The following is a 19,102-nucleotide window of genomic DNA, read 5'->3' on the forward strand; positions in this document are numbered from 1 at the left end:
CTATTCGGGCCGGTGGAGGTGTGCGAAGTGCTCCGCGTTCCAGCTGCCGCCCAGCTCGGGGGCGAGGGAGGTGCGGGCGAGGGCGGCGAAGTCCTCGGCCGAGCCCGCGCGTTCCGGCAGGGCGCCGAGCAGGGGGGCGCCGGCGGAGCGCGGCAGGTCGGCGAGGTTGCAGCGTTCGGCGAGGCCGGGGGCGGCGGGCCAGGAGCCGACGAGGACGCCCGTGAGGGGGAGTTCGCGCGCCGCCAGGGCCTCCGCCGTGAGGGAGACGATGTTGAGCGTGCCGAGTCCGGCGGAGGCGATGAGCAGGACCTCGGCGTCGAGCCCGGCGTCGAGGACGGCCCGGGCCTGGTCGGCGAGGGTGCGGCCCTCGTCGTCGTAGCGGACCAGCAGGCCGCCGGCGCCTTCGACCAGCACCAGGTCGTGCGTGGCGGCGAGTTCGGCGACCTCGGCCACCACCTCGGCGGGGGAGAGGTACGGCATCCCGGCCCGCCGGGCGGCGGTGTCGGGGGCCAGCGGCTCGGGATAGCGGACGAGCTCGCGGAGCGTCAGTTCGCCTGCCAGGCGGGCGACTTCAGCGGCATCGCCCGGCTCCTCGGCGGTCACACCGGTCTGGCCCGGCTTGAGCACGGCGACCCTGCGGCCGTCCTGCAGCGCCGCCGAGGCGACGGCCGCCGTGGCGACGGTCTTGCCGACGTCCGTGTTCGTCCCGGTCACGAAGAGGATGCGCGCGCTCATCCCGCCACCGCCGCCGCGGTCACGGCGGCAGCGATCCGTGCCACGTCCTCGTCCTCCGTCACGTAGGGGGGCATCGTGTAGATCAGGTCGCGGAAGGGGCGTAGCCAGACGCCCTCCCGCGCGGCCGCCTCGGTCGCCGCCGGGACGTTCACCGGGTGGTCCAACTGGACGACGCCGATGGCGCCTTGGACCCGTACGTCGTGGACGCCCGGCACCGTCGCGGCTGCCGCGAGGCCGTCGCGCAGCCCGCCCTCGATGCGCTTGACCCGCACCGCCCAGTCCTGTCCGAGCAGGAGGTCCAGCGAGGCGTTGGCGGCGGCGCAGGCCAGCGGGTTGCCCATGAAGGTCGGGCCGTGCGCGAGCACCGGCATCTCGCCGCGGCTGATCCCGTCGGCGATCTCGCCGGTGCACAGTGCGGCGGCCAGGGTCAGGTAGCCGCCGGTGAGGGCCTTGCCGAGGCACATCACGTCCGGGGAGACGCCCGCGTGGTCGGCGGCGAACAGGGCGCCGCTGCGGCCGAATCCGGTGGCGATCTCGTCGAAGACCAGCAGCACCCCGTACCGGTCGCAGAGTTCGCGCAGCATCCGCAGGTAGGCGGGGGAGTGGAACTGCATGCCGCCCGCGCCCTGGACCACCGGCTCGACGATGACGGCGGCCAGCTCGTCCGCGTGACGCGCCATCAGCTCCTCGAACTGGGCGGCGTATTCGGCGTCGAGCGGGGCGTCGAACCCGGCCGGCGGCTGCGGCGCGAAGAGCTGGCCGGGCAGCACCCCGCCCCACAGGTGGTGCATCCCGCCGTCCGGGTCGCAGACCGACATCGGGTGGAAGGTGTCGCCGTGGTAGCCGCCGCGCCAGGTCAGCAGCCGGCGCTTGCCCGGCCGCCCGATCGACTGCCAGTACTGCAGGCACATCTTCATCGCGACCTCGACCGAGACCGAGCCCGAGTCGGCGAGGAAGACGTGCTGCAGCGGCTCCGGGGTGATCTCGACCAGCCTGGCTGCCAGCCGCACGGCGGGCTCGTGGGTGAGCCCGCCGAACATCACGTGGCTCATCCGCCCCAGCTGCTCGCGTACGGCCTCGTCCAGCACCGGGTGCCGGTAGCCGTGGATCGCCGCCCACCAGGACGACATCCCGTCGACCAGCTCGCGCCGGCCGCCCGCGACCGGTTCGGCCAGGCGCAGCCGTACGCCCGACGCGGACTCGACCACGTACGGGGTGACGGTGCCGGGCATCGGCCCGTACGGGTGCCAGACGTGGGCGCGGTCGAGGGTGAGCAGCGTGTCCGCGGACAGCTGGGGCATGGTGGGCGACTCTCCAGAGCGGTGGAACGGTCAGGCGTTGGGCGCGAGTTCGGTGCCGGCGCCGCGTCGGCGGACCTTGACGAGGTCGCTGCGGAGCTCGTCGTCCTCCGAGCCGTCCGGGGTGGCGGGCTCGGCCGGGGCGGTGGTGGCCTTCGCCGGGGCGTGGGAGTGGCCGCCGCACGGGCCGCAGCCGCAGCCGCTGCCGCAGGCCGAGGCTGCGGTGCCGCAGCCTCCGGTGGCCTGGGCCGCGTCGGCGATGTCGGCGCGGTGGCGCGGCAGGGTGGCCTCGCCGGCGCCCTCGACCTCGAAGCCGGCGTCCTTGATCATGTCGAGGTCGGCCTGACCGGCCTGGCCCTCGCTGGTCAGGTAGTCGCCGAGGAAGATCGAGTTGGCGATGTGCAGGCCGAGCGGCTGCATCGTGCGCAGGTGGACCTCGCGGCCGCCGGCGATCCGCACCTCGGTGTCCGGGTTGACGAAGCGGACCATCGCCAGGATGCGCAGGCAGCGCTGCGGGGTGAGGTTCCACTCCTTGGCGAGCGGGGTGCCCTCGAAGGGGATCAGGAAGTTGACCGGGACGGAGTCCGAGCCGAGCTCGCGCAGCGCGAACACGACGTCGACCAGGTCCTCGTCGCTCTCGCCCATGCCTGCGATCAGGCCGGAGCAGGCGGACAGGCCCGCGCCGTGGGCCTTCTGCACGGTGTCCACCCGGTCCGCGTAGGTGTGGGTGCTGGTGATGGCCCCGTAGGTGCTCTCGGAGGTGTTGAGGTTGTGGTTGTAGGCGTCGGCGCCGGCCGCCTTGAGCCGCTCCGCCTGGTTGTCGGAGAGCAGGCCGAGACAGACGCAGATCTCGACCGCGGGGTCGGCGTCCTTGATGGCGGCCATCGTGTCGGTGACCCGGTCGATGTCGCGGTCCGTCGGGCCGCGGCCGCTGGCCACCAGGCAGACCCGCTTGGCGCCGCCGGCCACCCCGGCGCGGGCGGCGTCGGCGGCCTGGTCCGGCTTGAGCCAGGTGTACTTGAGGATCTCGGCCTTGGACCCGAGCCGCTGCGAGCAGTACGAGCAGTCCTCCGGGCAGAGCCCGCTCTTGAGGTTCACCAGGTAGTTGAGCTTGACCCGGCGGCCGAACCAGCGTCGGCGCACCTTGCCGGCCGCGGCGACCACGTCGAGCAGCTCGTCGTCGGTGGTGGCGAGGACGGCCAGGGCCTCCTCGCGGGTCGGGACGTCGCCGCGCAGGCCCTTGGCGGTGAGGGTATCGAGCAGATCCATGGGGCGATCCTGCCTGCTGGTGATCGAGCGGCGCCAGAGCAAACCCGCCAGAAGATCGGTGTGAGGATGTGCCGATTGCCACAGTGTCGAAGGTCACGGCTCCGTCGCTGGTCACGAGCTTGACGCGGACGCCGGACGAAGGTTACCGACGGGTAGCGCTCAGGGGTGGACGGGCCGCACGGGAGCGGAGCGCAAGCCCGGCGCGGACGATGATCCACAACCCCCGCCCCCGTGACCCACGCCACCCCCGGGATGCTTAGAATCTGCGCCATGACCACGCAGGGGGAGCGCACCCCGACTCCGGGAGAAGGCCAGGAAGGCCGGGCAGGGCAGGAAGACCGGGCAGGCCAGGCGGGACAGCAGGTCGCCGAGGGGGCCGGTCCCAGGCGGGGCCGACGACTGACCGGCCGTCGGGCGGTGGGCTGGGTCGTCGTGGTCGGCGTGGTCGTGGCCGGCGGATGGATCATCACCCGCCCGATGCCCGGCGACTACATACCCGGGCTCGGCCCGTCCGCCAAGGACGCCGCGAAGACGCCGCCGGTGGTGGGCTCCCCGCCGCCGCGCACCGACCCCGAGGGTCTCAACGTCGACAACTTCTTCCCGGCCCAGCGCCCGGTCGAGGTCGGCACCTTCAAGGCGCGGCGCAACGGGGCCCGGCAGGGCGACAACTGCGCCGAGGTGCTCCAGGACCGCGCCCAGGACCCGCTGAAGGACAGCGGCTGCCAGGCGTACCTGACCGTCAGCTTCACCGGCCAGGACCGCCCGGTGCTCAGCAACGTCACCCTGCTGCGCTTCCCCGACCTGGCCTCCGCCGCCAAGGCCGCCGAGGCCCTGCGGGCCAAGCCCGGATCGGTCGCCTTCATCCTCGCGGACGCCACCGCCGCCCCCGCGCAGCCCGCCGGCGCCAACCCGGGCGGCGACCCGCGGGTCGAGGCGGTCGGGCACTACGTGACGGTCACCGGCTCGCGGACCGGCGACGGCCGCCCGGCCGCCTCCACCCCGAGCAGCACGGGCGCGCCCGCCACGGGGGCACCCGCCGCCGGTGCCCCGACGCCGACCGGCTCGGCAGCGCCCAGCACCGAGCAGACCCTGGACGAGGCCACCCGCGCGCTCTCCTACGCGGCGGGCTCGGCGTTCGTCTGGATGTGACCGGCCCGTCCGTTGGATGACGGGCCCGTTCGTTGGACGTGACGGCCCCGCTCGCGGCCCCTTCCGTCCGGACGGGCCCGCCGAGGGCGAAAGCCGAAGGGGGGCCCGGAAAAGCCGGCCCCCCTTCGCTGTTGACGATCCGTCAGCCGCCGAGCCGGTCCACCGCGGTCACCCGCACCACCGCCCGGCCCTCCTCGTCCGAGCCGAACAGGTCCACCTCGGCGCTGATGCCCCAGTCGTGGTCGCCCTCCGGGTCGTCGAAGATCTGCCGGACCCGCCAGGCGGAGTCCTCCTCCTCGATGATCAGCATCTTCGGGCCGCGCGCGTCCGGGCCGGTGCTCAGGTCGTCGTACTCGTCCCAGTACCCGTCCATGGCGTCCGCCCAGCGGTCCGCGTCCCAGCCGTACTCGCCGTCCAGCGCCGCGAGCTCCTCGTAGTGCTCCAGCGCGCACAGCTCGACCCGGCGGAACATCTCGTTGCGGACCAGCACCCGGAAGGCGCGCGCGTTGGCCGTGACCGGCGCCGGCTTGTCGTCCAGCCGCACCTCGGCGGCCTGCGGATCGGTCGGGTTGGCCAGCTGCTCCCACTCGTCCAGCAGGCTCGAGTCGACCTGGCGGACCAGCTCGCCGAGCCACGCGATGACGTCCTTGAGGTCGTCGGTCTTCACGTCCTCGGGGACGGTCTGCTCCAGCGCCTTGTACGCGCCGGCCAGGTAGCGCAGCACGATGCCCTCGGTGCGCGCCAGCTCGTAGAAGCCGACGTAGTCCGAGAAGGTCATCGCCCGCTCGTACAGGTCGCGGACCACCGACTTCGGCTGCAGCTGGTGGTCGCCGATCCACGGGTGCGCCCCTCGGTACACCTCGTAGGCGTGGGTGAGCAGCTCCTCCAGCGGCTTCGGGTAGGTGATCTCCTGGAGCCGCTCCATCCGCTCCTCGTACTCGATGCCGTCCCGCTTCATCTCGCCGACGGCCTCGCCGCGCGCCTTGTTCTGCTGCGCGGCGAGGATCTGGCGCGGGTCGTCGAGGGTCGCCTCGACGACGGAGACGACGTCCATCGCGTACGACGGCGAGGTCGGGTCGAGCAGCTCGAAGGCGGCCAGCGCGAAGGTCGACAGCGGCTGGTTGAGCGCGAAGTTCTCCTGCAGGTCCAGCGTGAGCCGGACGATCCGGCCGTCGGCGTCGGGCTCCGGCAGCCGCTCCACCACACCGCCCTGCAGCAGCGAGCGGTAGATGGCGATCGCGGTGCGGATGTGTCGGCGCTGCGCCACCTTGTCCTCGTGGTTGTCGGTGAGCAGCTTGCGCATCGCCTCGAAGGCGTTGCCGGGGCGGCCGATCACCGACAGCAGCATCGCGTGGGTCACCTTGAACCGGGACACCAGCGGCTCCGGGTCGGCGCCGATCAGCCTCTCGAAGGTCTCCTCGGTCCAGCCGACGAAGCCCTCCGGCGCCTTCTTGCGCACCACCTTGCGCTTCTTCTTCGGGTCGTCCCCGGCCTTGGCGATCGCCTTGTCGTTCTCGATCACGTGCTCCGGCGCCTGCGCCACCACCTGGCCGACGGTGTCGAAGCCGGCCCGGCCGGCCCGCCCGGCGATCTGGTGGAACTCGCGGGCACGCAGGATGCGCACCCGGGTGCCGTCGTACTTGGACAGGGCCGTGAACAGCACCGTGCGGATCGGCACGTTGACGCCGACACCCAGCGTGTCGGTGCCGCAGATCACCTTCAACAGGCCTGCCTGGGCGAGGCGTTCGACCAGTCGGCGGTACTTCGGCAGCATGCCCGCGTGGTGCACGCCGATGCCGTGGCGCACGTAACGGGACAGGTTGCGGCCGAACTTGGTGGTGAAGCGGAAGTTGCCGATCAGGTCGGCGATGGCCTCCTTCTCCGCCTTCGAGCACATGTTGATGCTCATCAGCGACTGCGCCCGCTCCACCGCCTCCTTCTGCGTGAAGTGCACGACGTAGACCGGCGCCTGGCCGGTCTGCAGCAGCTCCTCGAGCGTGTCGTGCATCGTGGTGCGGCGGTACTCGTAGAACAGCGGCACCGGGCGGGTCGCGTTGCGGACCACCGTCGTCGGACGGCCGGTCCGGCGGGTCAGGTCCTCCTCGAAGCGGCGGACGTCGCCGAGCGTCGCCGACATCAGCAGGAACTGCGCCTGCGGCAGCTCCAGCAGCGGGATCTGCCAGGCCCAGCCGCGGTCCGCCTCGGCGTAGAAGTGGAACTCGTCCATGACCACCTGGCCGATGTCCGCCCGCGTGCCGTCGCGCAACGCGATCTGGGCGAGCACCTCGGCGGTGCAGCAGATGATCGGCGCGGTCGGGTTCACGCTCGCGTCGCCGGTCATCATGCCGACCTGCTCGGTGCCGAACATCTTCACCAGGTCGAAGAACTTCTCCGACACCAGCGCCTTGATCGGCGCGGTGTAGAAGGTCCGCTGCCCCTCCGCCAGCGCCGCGAAGTGCGCCCCCGCCGCCACCAGGCTCTTGCCCGACCCGGTCGGCGTCGCCAGGATCACGTTGTTCCCCGACACCAACTCGATCAGCGCCTCCTCTTGCGCCGGGTACAGCGTGATCCCCCGCTCCTCCGCCCAGGCGGCGAACGTCTCGTACAGCGCGTCGGGCGTGGCGGGCTTCGGCATCAGATCAAGGAGGGTCACCCGGCTATCTTGCCTGCTCGCGGCCACCCCGGGCAAAGCCCGGGGCTAGGAGGGGACGCGCGGGGCGGCGGCGGGCAGCTGCACGGTGTTGCGGCACTCGTACGCGGTCGCGGCGGCCCGGCCGACCTTCAGGGCGATGTCCGCGTACGCCTGCCCCACCCCAGCCGGGGAGGTGCCGTCGATGTGGTCCCCGCTGACCTGCACGCCGACGTACGGAGGCGCGGCGCGGCCGGTGTCCGGCTGCGTGCCCTGGAAGTCGCACGACACGTAGAGCCGGACCCTGTCGTGGTTCACGATCCAGCCGGTCGCACCGGGCCCGAAATCCAGCGGGGTGACCGAGCCGAGGCGGGCGTCGCTCGCGCGGTCCGCGTCGACCCCGTTCCACGGCGGCCTGATGTCCACGTCGAGCAGGAAGGCGCCGCCCGTCCACGTGACGGTGCAGCGGTAGTCGCGGTCCCCGGACTCGGGCTTCTCGAGGGTGGCGATCTCCCGGGCCGGCTTGGGCTCGACGGCCTTCCCGTCCGGGCCGGCCAGCGGCTTCAGATCGTTCTCGTCCACGAGCGACCAGCACGCGTGCTCCGGCAGGTCCGCGGACTGCCACGGCTTCCACGCCCACAGCCCCCCACCGACCGCCGCCGCCACCACGAGGGCGACGGCGGCGTGCCAGGGGCGGATCCGGGACGGCCGCCGGGGCGGGTCGTCCGGGGACGGCGGGATGATGTGGGCGACATGAAGCCTTTGCGAGGGGAAGGGTTTAAAGGTCCGAGAGATGGAATTGAGGTTAAGTTTGAGTGAACGACACGGGGCTTGTGCCCCGAAGCTGTGCCGAGCGGCACATTGCCTGGCCCGCGAGGGCCGTGCCAGAGTGCCGGGCATGGTCCACCCGCCTGCCTCCGAACCGCACACCGCCGAGCTCGCTCCGGCGAACGTCTTCGACTGGCTCGACGAGGCCGCCGAGCTGCGCGCCGAGGCCGGCCTCACGCGTACGCTGCGCAGCCGGCCCGCCGAGGACCCGGTGCTCGACCTCGCCGGGAACGACTACCTGGGGCTGACCCGGCACCCCGTGGTGACACGGGCGGCTGCCGAGGCCGCGCTGCGCTGGGGCGGCGGGGCGACGGGCTCGCGGCTGGTGACCGGGACGACCGCGCTGCACACCGAACTGGAGGAGGAACTCGCCGAGTTCTGCGGGGCCGAGGCGGCACTGGTGTTCTCCTCCGGGTACACGGCGAATCTGGCCGCGCTCACCGCGCTCACCGACCCGGACACCCTGATCGTGTCCGACGCCTACAACCACGCCTCCCTGATCGACGGCTGCCGGCTCTCCCGCTCCGACGTCCACCGCGCCCCGCACAGCGACCCGGCGGCCGTCGCCGAAGTGCTCGCCGCCCGGACGCAGCGGCGGGCGCTCGTCGTCACCGACTCGGTGTTCTCGGTGGACGGCGACGCCGCCCCGCTGGCCGCGCTCTCCGAAGCCGTCCGCGCGCACGGCGCCGCCCTGCTCGTGGACGACGCGCACGGGCTGGGCGTCCTCGGCCCCGGCGGCACCGGGGCCCTCGCGGCGGCCGGGCTCGCCGGGCGGCCGGACACCGTCGCCACCGCGACCCTCTCCAAGTCCCTCGGCTCCCAGGGCGGCGCCGTCCTCGGCCCGCGCCGGGTGATCCGCCACCTCACCGAGACCGCCCGCACCTTCATCTTCGACACCGGCCTCGCCCCGGCCGCCGCCGGCGCCGCCCTCGCCGCCCTGCGCCTGCTGCGCGCCGAACCGGCCCGCGCCGAACGCGCCCGGGAGGTCGCCCGCACCCTCGCCCGGCAACTCACCGCCGTCGGCCTGCACGCCTGCGAGCCGGACGCCGCCGTGGTCTCCGTCCGCGCCCCGGGCCCCGAGGCCGCCGTCGCCTGGGCCGCCGACTGCCGCCGCGCCGGCCTCGCGGTCGGCTGCTTCCGCCCCCCGTCCGTCCCGGACGGCATCTCCCGCCTGCGCCTGACCGCCCGCGGCGACCTGACCGACGGGCAGATCGCCGACGCGGTGCGGATCATCGCCGAGCTGGCCCCGGCGGGCGCCCGGCCCGACTAATCGCTCGGCGCGGCCGGGCGTGCCCGGGCAGGATGGCGGCATGCCGGATCTGCTGTGGGACGACGTCGCGTGGCTGCTCGACCCCTCCGGCGGGGGCTACCTCCCCGACGTGTTCATCGCGGACACGACGGTGGCGGACTGGCAGGCCGTGCTCGATCTGGTCGAGGAACAGGGCTGGGAGTCCGCATACGTCGAGGGTCGCTCTGCGCGGCCGCTGCCACCGGCCGAGGTCGTGCTGTCCAGGCCGGCCGGTGCCGAGTGCCCGAGCCTGTCGGTGTGGCCCGTGCCCGACGTGTGCGCGATCTTCCGGTTCACTTCGGACGAGGAGATCGACTTCGACGTCGACCTCCGGGAGCTCCAGGGGCAGGAGCGGCTGGACGTCCTCTGCGGGTTCCTGGCGGCGATCGGGCGGCGGCTGGGCAAGTCGGTTCCGATGTTCTTCGAGAGCAGCGTCGCGCAGCCGCCGTTCCTCGGGTACGACGTGGCAGCAGACCGGGTCCGGCTGCTGTGGGAGCCGCCGTCCGGCGGGAGTGGATCAGACCGGCCCTGACACCAGCAGCGCTTCCGCGCCGATCGGGCGGTAGCCGGCGGCCTGGAAGGCGCGGACGCTGGGGGCGTTGCCGGGGGCCTGTTGGGCCCAGATCGTGTCGCCTTCGGGGAGGAGGTGGCGGGCGGCGCCGGCGAGGGTGCGGCCGAGGCCGCGGTTCCGGGTGTGCGGGTCGACCTCGACGGCGCACTCCCAGCGGCCGGCGACGCCGCGACCGAGGATGAGGACGCCGCCGTCGGTGACGCCGCCGTCGGTGGTGAAGACGCGGACGTCCTCGCGGTAGCGCAGGGCCCGGAGCACCCGGGGGTGCTCGCGGTCCCGGACTTCGGTCAGTGGCAGCGGCGGCTCACCCGGCAGGCGGTCGGCGACCGTCAGCAGGTCGATGTTGTTGACGGTGCGTCCGGTGCGTTCGCCGAAGGCGGTCAGGAAGGGCGGGCAGAGCGGGGCGGACAGCGGGTCGCCGAGGGTGGCGGCGAGCGTCGAGTGCACCCAGGCCGGGTCCTCGTCGGTGAAGACGACCGCGTGGGCGGCGAAGGACACCACTCCGGTCTCGCGCGGTGACGGCTGCGGCACCACCGTGACCGATCCGTCCGGCGGGGGGAACACCCGCCTGCCGCGTCCGCCAGGATCTCTGCCAGCCCCCGCACGCCCGTCTCCACGCCCATCCGCGCCCCCAACCGTCGAAAGGGCCAGCCTATGCCGCTGCCTTCAGTGCTTGCGGGCCCGGCTCGGCTGGACGCGGGTGGGTTCGCCTGCCGCCTTGGGGTGGTCGGGCGGGTAGGGGAGTTCGCCGAGGCCCTCGTCGTGCAGTTGCTTGTCGTACAGCTCCAGGAGGCCTTCGAGGCGGAACGCCTGGCCGTCCATCTCCGCGTTGGGGTCGCCGAGTTCGGCGAAGCGGGCCGGGACGGTGCGCAGGTCGAAGTCCTCGGGGGTGGCGTCGTCGAGTTCGTCCCAGTGCAGCGGGGTGGAGGCGGTGGCGCGGGGGCGGGCGCGCAGGGAGTAGGCGGAGGCGATGGTGCGGTCGCGGGCCATCTGGTTGTAGTCGACGAAGATCCGTTCGCCGCGTTCCTCCTTCCACCAGGCGGTGGTGACCTTGCCGGGCATCCGCTGTTCCAGGACCCGGCCGAGGGCGATGACCGCGTGCCGGCCGTCGGTGAAGGTCCACTCGGGTTCGAGCGGCACGTACACGTGCAGGCCGCGTCCGCCGGAGGACTTGGGCCAGCCGCGCAGTCCGTGCTCTTCGAGGAGGGCGCGCAGTTCGTGGGCGGCGCGGGCGGCGTCGTGGAAGTCGGTGCCGGGTTGCGGGTCGAGGTCGATGCGCAGTTCGTCCACGTGGTCGGTGTCGGTGCGCCGTACGGGCCAGGGGTGGAAGGTGAGGCAGCCGAGGTTGGCCGCCCACAGGACGGCGGCGGGCTCGGTGGGGCAGATCTCGTCGGCGGAGCGGCCGCTGGGGAAGTTGATCCGGGCGGTGGGCAGCCAGTCCGGCAGGCCTTTGGGGGCGCGTTTCTGGTAGAAGAACTCGCCGTCGACGCCGTCCGGGAAGCGCTGCAGTGTGGTGGGGCGGTCGCGCAGGCCGCGCAGCACTCCGTCGGCGACGGCCAGGTAGTACTGTGCGACGTCCAGCTTGGTGAAGCCGCGCTCGGGGTAGTACACCTTGTCCGGGTTCGACAGTCGGACGGTGCGCCCGGCGACTTCCAGTTCCACGGCTGAGCCCATGCCATTCACGCTAAGCGCGCGGGGCCCCGTGCGCCCCCCGAGTCCCGCGCACACCCCCGGACCCCGGCGAACGTCCCGAGCCCGGCGAACGCCCCCCGAGCCTGGCGCGCGCCCCGGCGGGAACGGGGCGAGGATCGGACGCATGGACCTGCCCGTGATGCCGCCGGTGGCGCCGATGCTCGCCAAGTCGGTGGCCAAGATCCCGCCCGGGATGCAGTACGAGGCCAAGTGGGACGGCTTTCGCACCATCGTGTTCCGCGACGGTGCCGAGGTGGAACTCGGCAGCCGCACCGGAAAGCCGCTGACCAGGTACTTTCCCGAGCTGGTCGAGGCCTTCCGGCGCGAGTTGCCGCCCCGCTGCGTGCTGGACGGAGAGGTGGTGATCGCCCGCGACGGCCGGCTGCGCTTCGAGGAACTGCTGGAGCGCATCCACCCCGCCGCGAGCCGGGTGAAGCTGCTCGCCGAGCAGACCCCGGCCTCCTTCGTCGCCTTCGACCTGCTCGCCCTCGGGGACGACTCGCTGCTGGACGAGCCGCTGTCGGTGCGCCGCCCGGCCTTGGAGGCGGCGCTCGCCGAGGCCGCCGACCCGGTGTTCACCGCCCCCGCCGTCACCGACCGGGACCTCGCGCAGACCTGGTTCGCCGAGTACGAGGGCGCCGGGCTGGACGGGGTGGTCGCCAAGCCGCTGGACCAGCCGTACCGGCCGGGGGAGCGGACCATGTACAAGATCAAGCACGAGCGCACCGCCGACTGCGTGGTGGCCGGCTACCGCGAGCACAAGAGCGGCCCGGTGGTCGGCTCCCTCCTGCTGGGCATCTTCGACACCGAGGGGAAGCTCCAGCACGTCGGCGTCTGCGCCGCCTTCTCGATGGCCCGCCGCCGCGAACTCGTCGAGGAGCTGGCCCCGTTGCGGATGGACGACCTCGCCCGGCACCCCTGGGGCGCCTGGGCGGACGAGGCCGCGCACGCCGAGGGCCGGCTGCCCGGCGCGGTCAGCCGCTGGACCGGCGGCAAGGACCTGTCCTGGATCGCGTTGCGTCCCGAGCGGGTGGTCGAGGTCGCGTACGACCACATGGAGGGCACCCGCTTCCGGCACACCGCGCAGTTCCGCCGCTGGCGGCCGGACCGCACCCCGGAGAGCTGCACCTACGAGCAGTTGGAGGAGCCGGTCTCGTACGACCTCGGCAAGGTGCTCGGAATCTGACGGATCGTCAATCGTCAACACTGCTGACACTGAAAGGCCGAACACGGGCGGAACGCCGGCGGCCCGAACGGAAAGGGTCCGTTCGGGCCGCCGGCGTGTGGGTGCGGGAGGTCAGGAGACGCGCAGCGAGCCGGTGCCGCTCGCGGTGGCCGAGGGCCCCGACGGCGAGCCCGTGCTGCCGGTGATCGTGGCGAAGGCGGACGGCGAGCCGGAGGTCGAACCGGACGCCGACCCCGAGCCCGGCGCCGACGGCGCGGCGGTCGCCGGCGGGATCGAGTAGACGTTCTTCGGCGAGATGATCTTGGTGATCGCGTTCGCGAACAGCGACGACGGCTCCGAACCCTGGTACAGCACATCGGTGTTGAGCAGCATCGCCAGCGTGCTCTGCGCCTCCGGCAGGTACACGGCCACGCTCTCGTAGCCGGGCATCGAGCCGTTGTGTCCGATCCACCCGTAGTTGTTGAACAGCCCGAAGCCGTACGTGACGCCGGGGTCGCCGGTCGGCAGGGTCTTCAGGCGTTCGGCCTGGGTGGCCGGTTTGACGAGGGTGCCGGTGGCCATGGTCTTGGCCCAGCTCTCCAGGTCGGCGAGGGTGGTGATGACGGCCCCGGCGGTCCAGGCCCAGGACGGGTTCCAGTTGGTGGCGTCCTCGATCGCCCCGGTGGGCGTCTGGTCGGTGTAGCCGTGGGAGTGCGGGTCGGGGATGCTCGCGTCGACGGGGAAGCTGGTCTTGGCGAGCGAGGCGGGGGTGAACACCTGGTCCTTGAGGAACGCGCCGGCTGGCTGCCCGCCGACCTTCTCGATCAGCTTGCCCAGGATGATGTAGTTGCTGTTGTTGTACTGGAACTGGGTGCCGGGCGGGGAGACGGCGGGGTGCTTGTACCCGTAGGCGAGCAGCTGGTCGGGGGTGAACACGTGGTTCGGGTTGCTGATCAGCGTGTTCACGAAGTCCGGGTCGGAGCTGTACGGGAACAGGCCGCTGCGCATCTCGCCGAGCTGGCGGACGGTGATCCCGTCGCCGCCGGGGACGCCGTCCACGTACTTGGAGATCGGGTCGTCCAGGGCCACCTTGCCCTGGTCCACCAGCCGCAGGACGGCGGTCGCGGTGAAGGTCTTGGTCTCGCTGCCGATCCGCGAGTACAGCCCAGGGTCCATCGCCGCGCCGCTGGTCTTGTCGGCGACGCCGAAGGACTTCTGGTACGTGCCGCCGGGCGTGATGATGCCGACCGAGATGCCGGGGACGGAGGCCTGGCTCATCACCTGCTGGATCGCGGAGTCCAGCTGTGAGGTGACGGCCGGGGTCAGTGGCACCACCGCGCCCGGGGACACGTTCACCGAGGTGGTGGGGGACGGGCTGAGCGCGGCCGGCTCGCCGGCGACCGCCGGGCCGCCGGCCGGCTGGGCGGGCTTCGAGTCGCCGGAGCAGGCCGCGGTGGCGAGCAGGCCGGTCAGGGCCAGGGCGGCGGCGGTCACGCGTCCTGCCGAACGGACAGCGGTCGATCGCGCAACGGCCGAGCCGGCACCGGCGGAGTGCGCACCGGCCGGTCGCGCAACGGTCGGGCGGATGGCGGCCGGTCGCGGCCGTCGGGTCTTGGTCATGTGGCGAGAGCGCCTCTCTGGGGCGGTCGGCCCCTTGGGCTGGGGCCCCGGAGTGCTGCTCCACGGGGCGCGGGGGAAGCGTCGCCACCGTAAGCACCGCTGCCGCCGGGCCGCGCGCGGGTCGGTTCCCGGCTGATCCGAACGGGCCCGTCGTCAGCCGAGTGCCCCAATCCGGCTGGCGGCCGCCATCAGGAACCGTCAAACCCGCTTAGAACCGGTCAAGCCCTTCCAAATGTCCCCGTCCACCCGCCGGTTGGAGTCGCGCCCGCCGCTCCGCGCTCGGCCGAACGAGTGAGCACCGGCATGCCGCACCCCCTGCCGGCCGCCGCTCGGGCACGATCGTTTAGCCCAGCTGTGGCCGTCCTTAAGAATTCCTCGATGGACCGCACCCCCTCCCACCAGGCAGATTTCTGCCTGCCCGGAGTGCGTCCGCCAGGACCGGCCGAACCGGGCCACCTCGGCCTGCCCGACCCCCGAAGGCCGTCCCCCCGCGCGTCAGGAGCCGCCCCCGTGAAGGCACTCGTCAAGCAGAAGGCCGAGCCCGGCCTCTGGATGATCGATGTCCCGAAGCCCGAGATCGGCCCCAACGAGGTGCTGATCAAGGTGCTGCGGACCGGCATCTGCGGCACCGACCTGCACATCCGCAAGTGGGACGGCTGGGCGCAGCAGACCATCAAGACCCCGCTGGTGCTCGGTCACGAGTTCGTCGGCGAGGTCGCCGAGATCGGCGCCGGCGTCGCGGACATCGCGATCGGCGACCTGGTCAGCGGCGAGGGCCACCTGGTGTGCGGCAAGTGCCGCAACTGCCTGGCCGGCCGCCGCCACCTGTGCCGCAACACCGTCGGCCTGGGCGTCAACCGCGACGGCGCCTTCGCCGAGTACGTGGCGCTGCCCGCCTCCAACGTCTGGGTGCACCGGGTGCCGGTCGACCTGGACGTGGCCGCGATCTTCGACCCGTTCGGCAACGCCGTGCACACCGCGCTGTCCTTCCCGCTGGTCGGCGAGGACGTGCTGGTCACCGGCGCCGGCCCGATCGGCATCATGGCCGCCGCCGTCGCCAAGCACGCCGGCGCCCGCAGCGTGATGATCACCGACGTCTCCCCGTACCGCCTCGACCTGGCCCGCGAGGTCGGTGTGACGCTGGCGCTCAACGTCGCCGAGCACACCATCGAGGAGGGCCAGCAGAAGCTCGGCCTGCGCGAGGGCTTCGACGTCGGCCTGGAGATGTCCGGCCGCCCCGAGGCGATGCAGTCGATGATCGCCAACATGACGCACGGCGGCAAGATCGCCATGCTCGGCCTGCCGGCCGACGACTTCGCCGTCGACTGGGCGCGGATCGTCACCTCGATGATCACCATCAAGGGCATCTACGGCCGCGAGATGTTCGAGACCTGGTACGCGATGTCCGTGCTGCTGGAGGGCGGCCTGGACCTCAGCCCGGTGATCACCGGCCGCTACGCCGCCGACGACTTCGCCGCCGCCTTCGACGACGCCGCGAGCGGCAACTGCGGCAAGATCATCCTCGACTGGACCGCCTGAGCCACCCCGCCGACGCAAAAGGAGCCTGTTGTGTTCGACAACGTGCGCGCCGACATCGCCACCACCCTCGACGAGATCCGCGAGGCCGGCCTGTTCAAGCCCGAGCGGGTGATCGGGACCCCGCAGAGCGCCGCGGTCACCGTCACCGGCGGCGGCAAGCCGGGCGAGGTGCTGAACTTCTGCGCCAACAACTACCTCGGCCTGGCCGACCACCCCGAGGTGCTGGACGCCGCCAAGGACGCCCTGGACCGCTGGGGCTACGGGATGGCCTCGGTCCGCTTCATCTGCGGCACCCAGGACGTCCACAAGCAGCTGGAGGACCGCCTCTCGGCGTTCCTCGGCCAGGAGGACACGATCCTCTACTCCTCCTGCTTCGACGCCAACGGCGGCGTCTTCGAGACCGTGCTCGACGACCGTGACGCCGTCATCTCCGACGCGCTGAACCACGCGAGCATCATCGACGGCATCCGGCTCAGCAAGGCCCGCCGCCACCGCTACGCCAACCGCGACATGGCCGACCTGGAGAAGCAGCTCCAGGAGACCCAGGACGCCCGCCGCCGCCTGATCGTCACCGACGGCGTCTTCTCGATGGACGGCTACGTCGCCCCGCTGCGGGAGATCTGCGACCTGGCCGACCGCTACGACGCCATGGTCATGGTGGACGACTCGCACGCCGTCGGCTTCGTCGGCGCGGGCGGCCGCGGCACCCCCGAGCTGCACGGCGTGATGGACCGCGTGGACATCATCACCGGCACCCTCGGCAAGGCCCTCGGCGGCGCCTCCGGCGGTTACGTCGCCGCCCGCCGGGAGATCGTCGCCCTGCTGCGCCAGCGCTCCCGCCCGTACCTGTTCTCCAACTCGCTGGCCCCGGTGATCGCGGCCGCCTCGCTGAAGGTGCTCGACCTGGTCGAGCAGTCCAACGAGCTGCGCGAGCGACTGGCGGCCAACACCGCGCTGTTCCGCACGAAGATGACCGAGGCCGGGTTCGAGATCCTGCCCGGCGACCACCCGATCGCCCCGGTGATGATCGGCGACGCGGCCGAGGCCGGCCGGCTCGCCGAACTGCTGCTGGAGCGCGGCGTGTACGTGATCGGGTTCTCCTACCCGGTGGTCCCGCACGGCCAGGCCCGGATCCGGGTGCAGCTGTCCGCCGCGCACTCCACCGAGGACGTCGAGCGCGCCGTCGCCGCCTTCGTGGACGCGCGCGCCGCGCTGGGGGAGTAACCCGCCGGGGAGCTACCCGCTGGGGAGCTACCCGCTGGGGGAGCAACCCCACCGAGACTGCCCGCGGGCCGGTCCGCTCGGAACCGGACCGGCCCGCGGGCTCACGACCGCCGTGCGGCGGAGGCGCGTCGATGCCTCTCCGCCGCACGGCTCACCAGACCATCCGCCCCACCCTCCCGCTTCGGGGGCGGGACGCCGGCCCGGCCGACGTCCCGCCCCCGTTCGCGGCTTCCGGAGCAGTCGGACCAGCGGGATCAGCCAAATCGGCCGGGTCGGCCGGGTCGGCGGGATCAGTCGTCGTCCTGGCCCTGGTCGTCGTCCCCGTCGCCGTGGTGCCCGGACGGGCGGGCGAAGACCTGGTAGCCGCCGGCCGCCGGACCCTTGGTGCCGGTGACCAGGTTGCCGCTGGTCGAGCCGAAGACCACGGTGTCGCCGTGGGCGTCCACGAAGGGGTCGGCCGAGGAACCGTCGCCGAACGAGCCGTCCGGCGCGGTGGCGACCCGCTCGGTGCGGCCGGTGCGCAGGTCCTGGCGGTAGACGTCCCAGCCCGGATGCTGTGGGCCGGCCACCAGGTTGTCGGCGGCGGAGGAGAAGTAGATCCAGCGGTTGTCGGCGGTGATGCTGCCGTGGTCGGAGGTGCCGACCGAGGTGGTGCCGGGCAGACCGCCGCTGACCTTCGTCACGGTGCCCTTCCTGAGGTCCCGGACGTACAGCACCAGGTGGTACCGGTGGCCGTCGGTCGACCCGCCGGGCTCGGGCAGGGCGTACACCGCGCGCCGCCCGTCCGGGCTGATCGTCGCGTCGAAGCTCGCGTAGCCGAGCTTGCCGTCGAGGTCGAGGCTCGCGGCGGAGATGTGGCCGGACTGCACGTCGTACGTGTAGTAGGCGCCGGTGGTCGGCCGGGCCAGGTTCGGCTGCGCCAGGCCCTCCCGGGCGCCGCGGGGCAGGGCCGGGGCGGTGCCCGGGGCGAGCTCGACGTCGGCGGGCGCGGCGGGCCCGGCGGCGGTGGCAGCAGTGGCGGTGGCGGTGGCGGTGGCGGCCTCGGCGGCCGGGGCGGCGAGGGCCGGGGTCTGCTCGGCCGGCAGCAGGTTGGACGCGAAGGAGGTGAAGCCGATGGTGCGGCCGTCCGCGCTGATCGTCGGGTTGAGGGACATGCTGTCGCCCGGCTTGCCGTCCACGCCGAGGGACACCAGGCGGGTCTTCCCGGTCCAGCGGTCGGTGACGTAGATGTTGTAGTCCCAGGTGTACGGCCTGGCGAGCGAGGGGTCGCCGCCCTGGAGGCCCGGAACGAGGTCGGTCCGGGAGGACACGAAGGCCACGTAGCGGCCGTTCGCGCTGATCGAGGGCGCGTACGAGGCGTGGAACTTGTCGGTGTCGGTGCTGGTGAGCCCGCCGCTGACCAGCTCGGTGCGGCCGGTCTTGCGGTCGCGGACGTACACCTCGGTCCGGCCCTGGACCGGCAGGCCGGGCAGCACGTTGTCGGCGTCGCTCTCGAAGACGACGTAGCGGCCGTCGGCGTTGATCGCGACGTAGTCGGTGAAGCCGTTCAGCACCGAGCCGTCGTCGGCCAGGTTGACCCGCTCGGTGCCGCCGGTCCGCAGGTCGCGGACGTAGGCGTCGCGTCCGCTCTTCGCGGGCTGGGACACCAGGTTCGTGGCCCAGGAGGTGAACAGGGCGTAGTGGCCGTCCGCGCTGATCCCCTTGCTCCACGACTGGTTGTCCGGCACGGCGCCGTTCAGCCCGACGCTGACCTGGACGGTGCCGCGCGGCGCCGGGGCGGCCTGGGCCGGAACGGCGACCGTGGCCAGCACGGCGGCGGCCGCCAGGATGCTGCCGCTGCCGGCCAACCACCGGTTGCGGGTGGTTCGGGTGTTGCGGGTCATGGGTGTTGTCCTCCCCCAGTGATCGCCCCTGCCGCCGGGCTCCCTCCCGGCGACGGGCTCCTGGAGAGCCAATCGCCGGGAGGGCGCGACGGTCAACGGCCGGGGGTGATCTCGGCGGAAAATACGTCAACGGACGTATCCCGCAAGGGAGTCAGGCCATCGACGGCATCGGATCAGGCCATCGACGCCGATGCCGCCGAAGCCGGTGTCAT

Annotated in this window: 15 protein-coding genes; 6 read left to right on the top strand and 9 right to left on the bottom strand. The window is 72.8% G+C overall.

Going from position 1 to position 19,102, the window contains the following annotated elements:
* The 3 genes from bioD to bioB are packed head-to-tail and all read right to left on the bottom strand — an operon-like array spanning position 1 to position 3,302.
* Positions 1-735 (bottom strand): dethiobiotin synthase, encoded by a 735-nt coding sequence (bioD, locus tag ACZ51D_RS20330; RefSeq protein WP_465618830.1) that lies wholly within the window; start codon positions 733-735, stop codon positions 1-3.
* Entirely contained in the window at positions 732-2,036 is a 1,305-nt protein-coding gene (locus ACZ51D_RS20335; RefSeq protein ID WP_465663138.1) for an adenosylmethionine--8-amino-7-oxononanoate transaminase, read from the bottom strand. Before ACZ51D_RS20335 ends, bioD begins: the two co-directional genes overlap by 4 nt.
* 30 nt (positions 2,037-2,066) lie before the next feature.
* Positions 2,067-3,302: a biotin synthase BioB gene (gene bioB / locus ACZ51D_RS20340; protein WP_465663140.1), complete on the bottom strand. Its 1,236-nt coding sequence runs from the start codon at positions 3,300-3,302 to the stop codon at positions 2,067-2,069.
* Between the two features lie 270 nt (positions 3,303-3,572).
* Here bioB and ACZ51D_RS20345 point away from each other — a divergent pair, with 270 nt between their 5' ends.
* Positions 3,573-4,451 carry a hypothetical protein gene (locus ACZ51D_RS20345; protein ID WP_465663142.1) on the top strand — a complete coding sequence of 293 codons (879 nt, stop codon included), beginning with the start codon at positions 3,573-3,575 and terminating at the stop codon, positions 4,449-4,451.
* A 142-nt stretch (positions 4,452-4,593) separates the two neighbouring features.
* Here the strand turns inward: ACZ51D_RS20345 and ACZ51D_RS20350 are convergent, their stop codons facing one another.
* Both ACZ51D_RS20350 and ACZ51D_RS20355 read right to left on the bottom strand, forming a co-directional pair.
* Positions 4,594-7,086 (bottom strand): DEAD/DEAH box helicase, encoded by a 2,493-nt coding sequence (locus ACZ51D_RS20350; RefSeq protein WP_396287965.1) that lies wholly within the window; start codon positions 7,084-7,086, stop codon positions 4,594-4,596.
* Between the two features lie 63 nt (positions 7,087-7,149).
* Positions 7,150-7,662 carry a hypothetical protein gene (locus ACZ51D_RS20355; protein ID WP_465663144.1) on the bottom strand — a complete coding sequence of 171 codons (513 nt, stop codon included), beginning with the start codon at positions 7,660-7,662 and terminating at the stop codon, positions 7,150-7,152.
* Between the two features lie 316 nt (positions 7,663-7,978).
* Here ACZ51D_RS20355 and ACZ51D_RS20360 point away from each other — a divergent pair, with 316 nt between their 5' ends.
* Both ACZ51D_RS20360 and ACZ51D_RS20365 read left to right on the top strand, forming a co-directional pair.
* Positions 7,979-9,178, top strand: coding sequence for an 8-amino-7-oxononanoate synthase (locus ACZ51D_RS20360; protein WP_465663146.1), 1,200 nt, complete (start codon positions 7,979-7,981; stop codon positions 9,176-9,178).
* 40 nt (positions 9,179-9,218) lie between these two features.
* Positions 9,219-9,728, top strand: a complete 510-nt coding sequence (locus ACZ51D_RS20365; RefSeq protein WP_465618842.1) for a ubiquitin family protein — start codon at positions 9,219-9,221, stop codon at positions 9,726-9,728.
* Here ACZ51D_RS20365 and ACZ51D_RS20370 read toward each other — a convergent pair.
* Positions 9,714-10,301: a GNAT family N-acetyltransferase gene (locus tag ACZ51D_RS20370; RefSeq protein WP_465663148.1), complete on the bottom strand. Its 588-nt coding sequence runs from the start codon at positions 10,299-10,301 to the stop codon at positions 9,714-9,716. The genes ACZ51D_RS20365 and ACZ51D_RS20370 overlap by 15 nt on opposite strands.
* Before the next feature lie 132 nt (positions 10,302-10,433).
* Entirely contained in the window at positions 10,434-11,441 is a 1,008-nt protein-coding gene (ligD, locus tag ACZ51D_RS20375) for a non-homologous end-joining DNA ligase (protein ID WP_465663150.1), read from the bottom strand.
* 142 nt (positions 11,442-11,583) lie between these two features.
* Here ligD and ACZ51D_RS20380 point away from each other — a divergent pair, with 142 nt between their 5' ends.
* Positions 11,584-12,645, top strand: a complete 1,062-nt coding sequence (locus ACZ51D_RS20380; protein WP_465663151.1) for an ATP-dependent DNA ligase — start codon at positions 11,584-11,586, stop codon at positions 12,643-12,645.
* Between the two features lie 111 nt (positions 12,646-12,756).
* Here ACZ51D_RS20380 and ACZ51D_RS20385 read toward each other — a convergent pair whose 3' ends face one another.
* A complete protein-coding gene (locus ACZ51D_RS20385; protein WP_465663153.1) occupies positions 12,757-14,118 on the bottom strand; it encodes a serine hydrolase domain-containing protein in 1,362 nt (453 codons plus the stop codon).
* A gap of 636 nt (positions 14,119-14,754) precedes the next feature.
* On the opposite strand from ACZ51D_RS20385, the gene tdh reads away from it, so the two are divergent.
* Positions 14,755-15,783: an L-threonine 3-dehydrogenase gene (tdh, locus tag ACZ51D_RS20390; protein ID WP_465618852.1), complete on the top strand. Its 1,029-nt coding sequence runs from the start codon at positions 14,755-14,757 to the stop codon at positions 15,781-15,783.
* 30 nt (positions 15,784-15,813) lie between these two features.
* Positions 15,814-17,007, top strand: a complete 1,194-nt coding sequence (locus ACZ51D_RS20395; RefSeq protein ID WP_360502912.1) for a glycine C-acetyltransferase — start codon at positions 15,814-15,816, stop codon at positions 17,005-17,007.
* Positions 17,008-17,297: 290 nt separating this feature from the next.
* On the opposite strand, the gene ACZ51D_RS20400 is transcribed toward ACZ51D_RS20395, so the two are convergent.
* The gene (locus ACZ51D_RS20400; protein WP_465663155.1) at positions 17,298-18,890 is read right to left on the bottom strand and encodes a TolB family protein; all 1,593 of its coding nucleotides are present in this window, start codon (positions 18,888-18,890) and stop codon (positions 17,298-17,300) included.
* Positions 18,891-19,102: the final 212 nt, after the last annotated feature.

The organism is Kitasatospora sp. NPDC033851, assembly GCF_055576085.1.